We start from the raw sequence: 11,775 nt of genomic DNA, 5'->3' as shown, positions 1-11,775 counted from the left end.
ATGATCTGAGCAATCCAGGCAAAACAAAGCAGCTGCTGGTCATTCAGTGGCTGCTTTGTTGACCGATCAGGCTCTGCGGCTCAGACAATTGAAGTTTTTATGATTATACTTTTAGTCATCCGCATTGCTGGCTTCTCCGGCCTGCTGCGAATGACTGCGAAATTCACTTGGCGCGATACCTGTCCACCGCTTAAACTGGCGACTGAAATGCGCATTAGTCTTATACCCCAGCATCATCGCAATATGGTCTATGTTCAGGTCGGTTTGCTTTAACAAACGCTGCGCTTCGTTCAGAAGGGTTTCGGATAGAAACTTACGCGGAGCGATACCGTACACCTGCCGAAAAATACGATTAACCTGTGACGGGCTAATGCTCAGCGATTTGGCAATGTCCTGAATCCAGGTTCGCTCGCTCTCCTGAATCTCCCCATGAAGATGGATATATCTCACCGAATCCTCAATGTGCTCAGCAATCTGATGGGCAATGGTTTCTTTTCTCGACAACGTAACGGATGCTTGCTGAGATAATTGTCCAACCAGGGAACCGAGCAGTTCAAACACAGCGGCATGTACCTTCATTTGTTTGGAGGAAGATAGCGAGCTAGACAAATGCTCTGTGGCCAGACCATACAAGGTAGACAGGGAAGAAGAGAGCCCCAGAGCCAAATTCGAATTTGCCGGATAATAGATGTCTTTGCAACGGTTAAGTTCTCTGCAAAAGGATGTATCGTGTATGCTGAAATGGACGGAAAAATAAGTGAATCCCTCCGGTCCGGCTCCCGTGCAAGAGTGGGTCATACCAGGCCGGATGAACAGAAGGTCGCCAACCGACTGACGGTAAGACTGCCCGTTGACAACCATGTTCATCTGCCCGTCCATCATCCAGTGGACTTCATACATTGAATGTTCGTGAGACGGATAAGTCCAGCTGGAATCTACTTTTCTTGCATGCAGCCCCAATAATTGAAAAGACATGCGAACATCGGGCAGACGACCTAAATACACAGCATCCGAAAGCTTGGTCACAACAGACCAACCCCCTTGTACTATTCTATATTCCAAAATCCTGTCATCAGAGTATCCTCGTAAATCATCTTTAGTTCAACGGATCTAACCTCATCTTAACAGAAAAAAAATGCGTGAAAAGGGTAAATCGTCGGAGTGATTAGAACATCGTCATGAACCATAGCGGGTGCTATGGTAGTATTATCAACCCGATGGGGAAAAATGGAGGCAAGCTTGAATGAGAATTATTCGATTTCTGGACGGACAACAGAAGTGGCTGGCAGCCGTTACGGATGATGAACAAGCGTATCGTTTGCCGCAAGCAGATTTTATGACTTTGATCTATCAAGCAAGAAAGCAGGGGGTTTCCCCAGTTCAACTTGTTGAAAGCGCTTTTAAACCATTAAACAAGTTAACTGACGATTGGACTTCCTTGCATCTAATCACTCCATTGGAAGCTCCGGAAGTATGGGCGGCGGGTGTGACTTATCAGCGCAGCCGGGAAGCGCGAAATTACGAAGCAACGGAAGGCAAGCTGGATGCAAAGACCTTTTACGATAAAGTTTACGATGCCGAAAGACCGGAGATCTTTTTTAAATCCACAGCAGCCCGCACCGTCGGACCCAATGAGGCTGTCACACTTCGTAGCGATTCCAATTGGCAGATCCCGGAGCCTGAGCTGGGGTTGGTGCTTGCCGCGGATGGCAGCATTGTGGGATACATCGTTGGCAATGACATGAGCTGCCGCGATATTGAAGGGGAAAACCCGCTGTATCTGCCACAAGCAAAAATGTGGCGCAATTCTTGCTCCATAGGGCCAGCCATTCGTCTGGCGGAAACGGTGCAGAATCCATATGCGTTCAACATCGTCTGCGAAATATATCGCGAAGGTGAAGTAGTTGTCAAAAGCGAGGCAAGCACAAGTGAGTTAAACCGAAAACTCGATGAGCTGGTCTCTTTTCTGGCCAGAGATAACGATCTGTTTGACGGCACGGTGTTATTAACAGGTACAAGCATTGTGCCCCCTAATGATTTTACACTTGCACCAGGGGACCGCATTGAAATATCCATTAGCAATATCGGGACACTTATTAATCCAGTCATTTCAAACTAATGTACAAGGAGGATGAATGCGATGACCACATTTCAGGTAGAGCAGACATACAGCAATTATATTAACGGAGAATGGGTGAAGGCTACATCCGGTGAAACCGAACCGAGCATCAACCCTGCGAATCGGAAGGAAGTAGTTGGTTATGTACCCACCTCAGGCATAGAGGATCTGAATCGGGCTGTTGCAGCCGCGAAGGAAGCAGCTAAAGATTGGCGGAGGTTATCAGGCGCGGAACGCGGAAACTATCTATTTCAAGCAGCCAATGTGCTGGAACGCCGGGCCGATGAAGTTGCAGAGGCGATGACCAGGGAAATGGGCAAAACACTCCCCGAAGCCAAAGGAGAGACACTGCGCGGTGTCGCGATATTAAGGTATTACGCTGGAGAAGGCATGCGAAAAACCGGTGATGTCATTCCATCAACGGATAGCGAAGCGCTGATGTTTACGACCCGCGTACCCCTTGGCGTTGTAGGGGTTATTGCTCCTTGGAATTTCCCAGTAGCCATTCCAATTTGGAAAACGGCTCCGGCCTTGATTTACGGCAATACAGTTGTGTTGAAGCCTGCTCAGGAAACTGCGGTCACAGCGGCTAAAGTCATGGAATGTTTTGAAGAAGCGGGCATCCCGGCAGGCGTTCTTAATCTGATTTGCGGCAGAGGCTCAGTGATCGGATCTGCACTTGCCGAGCATCCGGATGTGGGGGGAATAACGTTCACGGGTTCCAATGAAGTGGGGAAACGGGTCGGCGCTGCAGCGCTGGCACGTGGGGCCAAGTATCAACTTGAGATGGGTGGCAAAAACCCGATCATCATTGCGGCTGACGCTGACCTGGATTTGGCTGTGGAAGCCACCATCAGCGGTGGGTTGAAATCGACCGGGCAAAAATGTACGGCCACCAGCAAGGTCATTATTGAACGAAAAGTATACGATGCCTTTAAAGAAAAACTGCTCTCGCAAATCCAGGAAATCCGGCTAGGTGACGGCATGTCTTCTGGAAGCTGGATGGGTCCATGTGCAAGTGAAGGACAGCTCAATACCGTGTTGAGTTATATTCAAAAAGGCCAGGATGAAGGTGCCGTTCTGCTCGCTGGCGGAAAAAGAGGGGACGGTCCTGGACTGGAAGAGGGATTCTATGTGCAGCCGACCGTATTTGAAGGGGTCGAATCCCATATGTCCATCGCTCGGGAAGAAATCTTTGGCCCGGTTCTGGCCTTGATTGCGGTAGATTCCCTGGAGGAAGCCATCGAAGCGGCTAATGATAGCGATTATGGCTTGAGTGCTTCCATCTATACACAGAACGTCGGAGCCATGTTGTCTTTCATCCGGGATATGGATGCAGGACTGGTCAGAATTAATGCAGAAACGGCCGGCGTAGAGCTACAGGCTCCGTTCGGCGGAATGAAGATGTCAAGTTCACATTCAAGAGAACAGGGGCAAGCGGCTATCGAATTTTTCACGGCCATCAAAACGGTCTTCGTGAAGTCATAAACTGTGGGAGGCTACCATGTACGAACAGATTACGTCGATTATGGGAGAGACCGCATCCAACTGCTTTGATATCATAGCCCATGCTCCAGGGGCTGCCGGACGTCTTCCTTTAACGGATGATTTGCTGCGGAATGCTCCAAGCGGCGACTTGTTTGGCATGTCCCAGAATGTTGGAATGGGCTGGAAGCCTGGGGAATTGAACGGAAAACAATTTCTGATCTTGAGTACACAAGGTGGCATACGCAATGAAGACGGCAGCCCGGCAGCACTCGGTTACCATACGGGCCACTGGGAGGTCGGCCTGCTGATGAAGGCTGCCGCAGAAGAACTGTCAAGCCGTGGAGGAATCCCGTTTGCCGGATATGTCAGCGATCCGTGTGACGGCAGATCACAGGGGACAACCGGCATGTTTGACTCGCTTCCGTACCGGAATGATGCCGCTATGGTATTTCGCAGACTGATTCGCTCGCTGCCAACGCGTAAAGGCGTGCTTGGTGTCGCCACTTGTGACAAAGGTCTTCCAGCGATGATGCTCGCGCTTGCCGGCATGCCTCAATTGCCTGGTGTAATCGTTCCCGGTGGCGTCACACTTCCGCCTACCGATGGAGAGGACGCCGGTAAAATTCAGACCATCGGTGCACGGTATGTCAACGGGGAACTTTCTCTGGAAATGGCGTCCGATTTAGGATGCCGAGCTTGTGCTACACCGGGAGGAGGCTGTCAGTTTCTGGGTACCGCGGCTACAGCCCAGGTTGTAGCAGAGGCATTGGGTATGACAGTGCCACATGCCGCGCTTGCACCTTCCGGGCAGCCCATCTGGTTTGAAATGGCGCGCCAATCGTCACGTGCACTCATCCATATGGAGTCTCAGGGGATGAGGATGGCAGACATTGTCACGGATGCATCCATTCGCAATGCGATGACCGTGCATGCTGCGTTTGGCGGATCGACCAATCTGCTTCTTCACATACCGGCCATTGCCCATGCCGCCGGTTTAACCGTACCTACGGTACAGGACTGGATACAGGTCAACAAGAATGTTCCAAGACTGGTTAGTGCCCTGCCAAACGGACCGATCTTTTATCCGACTATTCGCGTCTTTCAGGCCGGAGGTGTACCAGAGGTCATGCTTCACCTCAGACAACTTGGTCTGTTGGATGAGTCTGTACCAACGGTTACAGGTACGTCATTGGGGCAGGTGCTGGATTGGTGGGAATCGTCGGAACGCCGTCATCTCATGCGGAAGCAGTTGAAAGAGCAGGACGGCATTGATCCGGACAGTGTCATCATGAGTGTAGATCACGCCCAGCGACTCGGCATCTCTTCGACCGTAACATTTCCAACCGGGAATATCGCTCCGGAAGGTTCTGTCATCAAATCCACCTCTATTGATCCTGCTGTGCTGGATGAGAATGGTGTGTACCGTCATCGTGGCAGAGCCAAGGTATTTACCACTGAACGTGAGGCGATCCATGCGATTAAAACTGGGGGGATTCTGGCTGGAGATGTTGTTGTGCTTCTTGGGCGAGGTCCATCGGGAACCGGAATGGAGGAGACGTACCAGCTTACATCTGCGCTTAAACATTTGCCTTTTGGCAAATACGTGTCACTGATTACGGATGCCCGGTTCTCCGGTGTTTCCACCGGTGCGTGTATTGGTCATGTTGGCCCCGAAGCACTGGCAGGCGGACCGATTGGCAAGCTGAGGAACGGAGACCTGATTGACATCGCGGTGGATCGTAACACGCTGGAGGGCAGCATTAACTTTATCGGAGAAGGAGAGATCGAGGTTTCTCCAGAAGAAGGTGCTGTCATTCTGGCACAAAGGACCTTCCATCCGGATATGAGACCTGATGAAGCTTTGCCGGACGATACAAAGCTCTGGGCTGCATTGCAATCGGTCAGTGGTGGGACTTGGAGAGGTAATGTATATGATGTAGAGCGAATTATAACTGCTCTGGAAGCCGGCAAAAAAGCGCTGGGCTGGTACTGATTTCTACCTTTTGTGTATCTGCTGTTGTACAGATCATCACTTTCATACCGGAGGTTTCTTCCATGAACATGACCAAGAAAATGATCACCAATCCCATCCTCCCCGGATTTCATCCAGATCCGTCCATATGCCGGGCGGGAGAAGATTATTATATTGCCACATCCACCTTCGAATGGTTCCCCGGTGTACGCATACACCATTCGCGAGATCTGGTTCATTGGCGACCAATCACTTCACCGCTGACTCGTGCAACGCAGTTGAACATGGAGGGCAACATTAACTCCGGAGGTGTATGGGCACCATGTCTTAGTTACGACAACGGTGTGTTTTACCTGATCTACACCGATGTCAAAAGCCGGGTAGGCGCTTTTAAAGATACCCACAATTACCTTGTGACAGCAACGGATATTGAGGGCCCTTGGTCCGAGCCGGTGTATCTGAACAGCAGCGGTTTTGATCCTTCCCTGTTTCATGATGAAGACGGGCGTAAATGGCTGGTCAATATGATATGGGATCACCGCAAGGGCAAAAACCGGTTTGCAGGCATCGTTCTGCAGGAGTATTCGGTTCGGGAACATAAGCTGATCGGGCCTGCCTCTAACATATTCAAGGGAACAGAATTGGGACTGACCGAAGCGCCACATCTGTATAAACACAAGGACTATTATTATCTCATTACAGCTGAAGGGGGAACGGGCTATGAGCATGCGGTTACAGTAGCACGTTCCCGTACACTACAAGGCCCTTACGAGGTTGATCCTGCCAATCCGATCCTTACTTCATATGGCAGAACGGATTTGGCTCTGCAGAAGGCAGGCCACGGCAGTCTTGTTGAAACACATACCGGCGAATGGTACATGGCACATCTCGTCGGACGACCCGTTCATCAAAAGTATTGCATTCTTGGACGTGAGACCGCACTTCAGAAGTGTACGTGGAGCGAGGACGGCTGGCTGAAGCTTGCGAGCGGTAACCGGTATCCCGAGGTCCAGGTCATTGCACCAAAGATTACGGCACATCCGTTTGAACCGATAGCGGAAATGGATCACTTTGATCAATTCGAGCTTCGGAATGACTGGAATACTCTTCGCATTCCACCCAACCCGACTTGGCTCAGCTTGACGGAACGTCCCGGTTACTTGCGCTTGCACGGTATGGAGTCGATGAGTTCAACGCATAGGCAAAGCATGATCGCGCGAAGATTACAAACGTTTGAGTGTGAAGCCGAAACAGCCCTGGAATTTGCGCCGGACCACCCACAGCAAATGGCAGGATTGATTTTGTACTACGATACCCAGGACTATCTCTATTTACGTGTAACTTATCATGAAGAGAAGGGGCTGTGCTTGGGAATTATTCAGTCCAAGTACGGGGTTTACGACGAACTGTTGGAGGATATTCCGCTAGAGTCTGTGAATACGCTCCGCTTAAAAGTAGTGGTTGATCATGATCGCGCCCGCTTTTACTATGCGTTAAATAATGATTCATCCTGGAATCATGCAGGCGAGTGGGTTGATATCACACATCTGTCCGATGAATCTCCAGAGTATATTCGGTTTACGGGAGCCTACATTGGACTTTGTGTGCAGGACCTCGGCGGAACCCGAAAACATGCCGATTTTGATTACTTTGTGTATAGAGAAACAAAGCATGAAGTGAATGCATTAGGCCATATAGATTCTGCGGATGGTGTGTCTGGAGAGTTATCTAGAAATTAGAATATTGTGTAATATTACCCAAATGTTATAACGTGGACTCATGTTAAAATATTTCTATTCGGATAAAGAAGCGCTCCCTTGTGAAGGGGGCGCTTCTTTATCCGAATAGGGATGAATAACTACATAATAATATGATATTATGTTTGTCGGTAACAGGTCGAATATATTAGTTGGAGGCGTATTATGAAATTATATAAAGTTGTTCAACCCCATAATTCAAACTATCCTGATCCCATCGTTTTAGCTAAAGGAGATACGATCCTATATGGGAGAGAAGATACTGAATTCCCCAACTGGATTTTCTGTGAATCCATCGATTCTAAAAAATGTGGCTGGGTACCGAAGCAAATATTAAGCACTCCCAATGAAGAACAGATCGCGACTGCATTATCAAATTATTCTGCACACGAATTAACCGTAAAACCCGGTATCATCGTTACAAAAGAATTTGAACTAAATGATTGGAGTTTTGTTCATACCGCAGAGGGTGAAAAGGGCTGGGTACCAAATAAGGTATTGACTCCATCGGATTAAAATAAAGAAAGAGGTCATGACGATGGATACTCTCAACTGGATTCAAAGCTGGTATTATGAAAACTGTGACGGTGATTGGGAACATTCATACGGTATGCGAATTGATACGGTGGATAATCCTGGTTGGTCTGTCGAAATCGACTTGACGGATACATATTTAGAAGATGTACCATTTGATTCGATTGAAGAAGAGAGAAATGAAGAAGATTGGTTCTACTGTATCGTAAGAGATGGCGTGTTTCATAGTGCAGGGGGAGCAAAAAATTTGGAAGAGATGCTTAATTGCTTTAAAAATTGGGCTTCAAGTTTGGATAGAAGTTAATAATGCACTAACCATCGGGAGTAATTTAAGGAGAGAACCATATGTATCTAAAAGAATTCGATATAGACTTACCGTATATTGTAGATGATGAAAATATTGAATCTATAATGACAAAACAAAAATGTGAGTACAACGAAGCAACAAAATTAGATTATGCATTAAATTGGAAATGGAAAAGACGCTCTTTTAGTTTGGAAACCCGCTGTATTACAGCGATGTATGAACGGCTGTTGGGGAAATACAAAACGAAAGATTGTTGGAAAGTCCTAATAGAATGTGTAGAAAACATTACGGATGAACGTATTGTTAACCATTCTGGTGTGTGTTCGGTACCAATCCAATTTAGTTTGAATGACTTTAGTGAAAAAAATGAGTTGGAGAAAAAAAAGACTACGCTTCGACTGCTAATGGAAGGCATAGAGAAACTGGTTCTTTGTAATAATTGGGATATTGATCCGTTTAGGGAGATAGCTTTGCAAATCGAGGAGTTAGAGTATGTAAATGAATGGACTTGGAAAAAAGACGTAAAGAGCCCTAATAAGAAGTACATTGCTAAAGTCATATGTCATCATAACGTAGAAAGTATGAATATATTCCTATCTATTTTACAACCTGATGGCACGCAAGTACTTTTAGAGAAGGTCATATCAGAACAACCAGATGAATTTGCCTATGCTGAACATCTAGGGGAGCTTACATGGGTATCTGATTTCGAAGTTGCTTTAATTAATAAAACAGGCACTGAAAAATTTTCTGTAACCCTAGAACATTAATTATTTGGCTGCTAGAAAACATTGTCCAGCTGGTGTCATGGTCTCTTTTATTATTAGGCATGTATTTATCTTGAGAATTACATTTCTCTCGTATAAATGACATGCCCGTTTTTATTTATGCTGTAAATCCCCTTGTGATTTTGCGTCCCATTGGTGTCTGGGCGAAGCCCTGAGTAATCAGGAGCATCTGCTCCATCTGCAACTGGCCTGTTATCTTCGGCAGACATATCTTTCGATGCCCAGATGACTAGCTTATTCACGAGATCAAGAATCAAACGTCTTACCCACATAATGAAAAGAGTGAATATGCGTTTTGGTGAGTTCAATCACGTTTTTGATAAATGCCTCACGTGATTCACGATATCCGCTTAATATCCAATTGTTCAACAGTCCAAAAAAACCGTAAGCGGTGTAGTACTTGAAATAGTCCATGTTGACTGGGTAATTGTTGATCGTCTCAAAGACAAATTGCTCCTGATAGATTTTGAGTATGGTTTGTGGAAAGCCTGTATGTAGACCAGGTAACGTATCATCGTATTGAATCAGTTCGAAGAAGTCACGGTGTTCGTAGATATAATCCACGATTTGAAAAGATTCGGCATCCAGCTTGTTTGTTGAAACCTTTTGGCCGTGCCAATAGGGTTTACCTACTGCACCCCTCAATCCTTCGAGTGTCATAGTCAACAACTCTTCGGCGAGTATATATTTATCCTGGTAGTGTAAATAAAACGTGCTGCGATTATAACCCGCCTGATCAACGATGTCTTTGACAGAAACACCATGGAATCCTTTTTTCTTAATAAGCTGAATCAGAGCGGTTTTTAGGTGCTCCTTGGTTCGATTACGATGTTGAGCTGTCACAGTAAGTTCATTATTCATTCAAAAAAACTCCTATAAATATAGACATATTTTTATGAAGTGTCTACGAGGTAGACACTTGGTCATATCTTAATGATTGGAATGTTACAATTTTAAGCATAGAATTAGTTTTGTAAACATCATATAGCACTATTTATATAGGCGCTATTCAAAATATTATACTGGGGGATTTATTCATGGGCAAACTTCAAGATAAAGTTGCAGTCATCACAGGAGGAGCATCCGGAATTGGTGCAGCGACAGCTCGCTTATTCGTTTCCGAAGGAGCTAAAGTGGTCTTGGTGGATCTGAATGAAGAAAAAGGTAAGGCGTTTGAGCAGGAACTAAATGCGCTTAAAGCAGAGGCTCTCTTTATTAAAGCAAACATAACAAGTGAAGAAGAGGTTTCTGAGATTTTCAAACAAACCGTAGAAGCATTTGGTCAAGTGGATATCGTATTCAACAATGCGGGAATCGGACGTGTTCATCCGACGCATGAGCTTGATTATGCCGAATGGCGCAATACAGTCAATGTTGATCTGGACGGCGTATTCTTGGTCGCTCGTGAATCGATCCGCGAAATGCTGAAAATCGGCGGAGGCACAATCGTCAACACGGCATCCATGTACGGATGGGTTGGTTCGCCTGGTTCAGCAGCTTACAATGCAGCTAAAGGTGGCGTTGTGAATCTGACTCGTTCCCTCGCGCTGGAGTATGCTGAGCAGAATATTCGAGTGAACTCCCTTTGTCCAGGTTTCATCGATACACCGATTATTCCGGAAGAGAGCAAGCAAGCACTTTCTGCGGCAACGCCAATGAAACGTCTGGGTCAAGCAGAAGAGATGGCGAAAGCCGTTCTGTTCCTAGCTAGTGACGATTCTTCATATATGACAGGAAATAGCCTGATCATAGACGGAGGATACACCGCTCAATAAGTTCAGCAATTCCGAAGCACACAAAGAACATAGTTCCATTAAAAGTCGCTATTCTAGCGGCTTTTTTTATTGTATTGGTATAAGAGCAGTTCCCAATCCAAGGACAACTAGCAAACAGCTATTCATAATAGATAGCCTCGTAAGGAAACTCCAACTTATTCATGCGATATTCTTTGGGTGACATGGACATATATTGCCGAAAAACTTTGCCGAAATAGCTGGGGCTCTCAAAGCCGCATTGTTGACCGATTTGGGAAATCGGGAGTTCCGTTGTGCGGAGAAGTCGAACTGCCACCTCAATGCGTCTGTCTTTGAGATAGGCTAGCGGTGATGTTTTCTCGGATTTCTGAAATAACCTGCACAAGTAGTGTTTATTGATATCGCAATGGCTGGCTAGAAGATCCAACGTCAATGGAGATGCATAATTCTCTCGGATGAACTTTTTACATTTCTCAATCGTTGTTATGGAAAGGGCACCGATATCCCTCTCTGCATCCCGACTCGTCTGCACCAAGATGAGTAACCAACGATAGATTTGCATAGACAACCGATATTTGTCGGTGACTTTCTCTTGATGAATCAAATGGATAATTTGCCATAACTCTTGAATCAAGGGAGAGTCCGCGTTTCGTCGAATGACATGTCCCTCATTATCATGAATCATATCCCAAATTCGGTTGGCTTCATCCCCGCGAATGTTGATCCATATAAATTCCCATGGTTCATTGTTCTCTTGTTTGTAGTAATAGCAATGTTCTCCGGAGATTTTAACAAGTAGGGCATGTCCCTTTGGTAAAGGAATCGTTTGATTTTCAATATCCAGATAACCCTGACCATTAAGTGTGTATTGAAAAACGACGTGCCCCGGGTCCGGTCTATCATCACTTGGACAACGATACTCTTCGCTAGAAACGATCTGCCATCCAATAGAGTCCAGTGTCATGATTGATGTATCGTCATTACGAAAAGCATAAGAAACCGTATGAACCATCGTTTCGTCTCCTTCCTAAAAAAGTCAATTATCTTATATAATAC

The 11,775-nt window shown here is 46.3% G+C and carries 11 protein-coding genes; 8 read left to right on the top strand and 3 right to left on the bottom strand.

Annotation, left to right across the window (positions count from 1 at the left end; genetic code table 11):
• Window positions 1-111: 111 nt before the first annotated feature.
• On the bottom strand, window positions 112-1,026 hold the full coding sequence (locus IFU39_RS04755; RefSeq protein WP_105598843.1) for a helix-turn-helix domain-containing protein: 915 nt from the start codon (window positions 1,024-1,026) through the stop codon (window positions 112-114).
• 217 nt (window positions 1,027-1,243) lie between these two features.
• On the opposite strand from IFU39_RS04755, the gene IFU39_RS04750 reads away from it, so the two are divergent.
• The 7 genes from IFU39_RS04750 to IFU39_RS04720 all read left to right on the top strand — a co-directional run bounded on the left by IFU39_RS04750 (window position 1,244) and on the right by IFU39_RS04720 (window position 8,947).
• Complete coding sequence (locus IFU39_RS04750) at window positions 1,244-2,119, top strand: fumarylacetoacetate hydrolase family protein (protein ID WP_105598844.1); 876 nt, start codon at window positions 1,244-1,246, stop codon at window positions 2,117-2,119.
• A 21-nt stretch (window positions 2,120-2,140) separates the two neighbouring features.
• On the top strand, window positions 2,141-3,607 hold the full coding sequence (gucD, locus tag IFU39_RS04745) for an alpha-ketoglutaric semialdehyde dehydrogenase GucD (RefSeq protein WP_105598845.1): 1,467 nt from the start codon (window positions 2,141-2,143) through the stop codon (window positions 3,605-3,607).
• A 16-nt stretch (window positions 3,608-3,623) separates the two neighbouring features.
• The gene (locus tag IFU39_RS04740) at window positions 3,624-5,600 is read left to right on the top strand and encodes a YjhG/YagF family D-xylonate dehydratase (protein WP_091020967.1); all 1,977 of its coding nucleotides are present in this window, start codon (window positions 3,624-3,626) and stop codon (window positions 5,598-5,600) included.
• A gap of 62 nt (window positions 5,601-5,662) precedes the next feature.
• Window positions 5,663-7,318, top strand: a complete 1,656-nt coding sequence (locus IFU39_RS04735; protein ID WP_244660867.1) for a glycoside hydrolase family 43 protein — start codon at window positions 5,663-5,665, stop codon at window positions 7,316-7,318.
• A gap of 183 nt (window positions 7,319-7,501) precedes the next feature.
• Window positions 7,502-7,852: an SH3 domain-containing protein gene (locus IFU39_RS04730; protein WP_192131450.1), complete on the top strand. Its 351-nt coding sequence runs from the start codon at window positions 7,502-7,504 to the stop codon at window positions 7,850-7,852.
• Between the two features lie 22 nt (window positions 7,853-7,874).
• On the top strand, window positions 7,875-8,174 hold the full coding sequence (locus IFU39_RS04725) for an immunity 53 family protein (RefSeq protein ID WP_105598848.1): 300 nt from the start codon (window positions 7,875-7,877) through the stop codon (window positions 8,172-8,174).
• Between the two features lie 41 nt (window positions 8,175-8,215).
• A complete protein-coding gene (locus IFU39_RS04720; RefSeq protein ID WP_105598849.1) occupies window positions 8,216-8,947 on the top strand; it encodes a hypothetical protein in 732 nt (243 codons plus the stop codon).
• Between the two features lie 264 nt (window positions 8,948-9,211).
• Here IFU39_RS04720 and IFU39_RS04715 read toward each other — a convergent pair whose 3' ends face one another.
• Entirely contained in the window at window positions 9,212-9,826 is a 615-nt protein-coding gene (locus IFU39_RS04715) for a TetR/AcrR family transcriptional regulator (protein WP_105598851.1), read from the bottom strand.
• A 176-nt stretch (window positions 9,827-10,002) separates the two neighbouring features.
• Between IFU39_RS04715 and IFU39_RS04710 the strand changes: the two genes are divergently transcribed.
• Window positions 10,003-10,740 (top strand): SDR family NAD(P)-dependent oxidoreductase, encoded by a 738-nt coding sequence (locus tag IFU39_RS04710; RefSeq protein ID WP_105598852.1) that lies wholly within the window; start codon window positions 10,003-10,005, stop codon window positions 10,738-10,740.
• A gap of 118 nt (window positions 10,741-10,858) precedes the next feature.
• On the opposite strand, the gene IFU39_RS04705 is transcribed toward IFU39_RS04710, so the two are convergent.
• On the bottom strand, window positions 10,859-11,731 hold the full coding sequence (locus IFU39_RS04705; RefSeq protein WP_105598853.1) for a helix-turn-helix transcriptional regulator: 873 nt from the start codon (window positions 11,729-11,731) through the stop codon (window positions 10,859-10,861).
• Window positions 11,732-11,775 lie beyond the last annotated feature (44 nt).

This window comes from Paenibacillus sp. CFBP 13594, assembly GCF_014842675.1.
Lineage (GTDB): Bacteria > Bacillota > Bacilli > Paenibacillales > Paenibacillaceae > Paenibacillus > Paenibacillus amylolyticus_B.
Note: the sequence above shows the minus strand (reverse complement) of the source record. Positions and strands in the feature narration are given on the sequence as shown.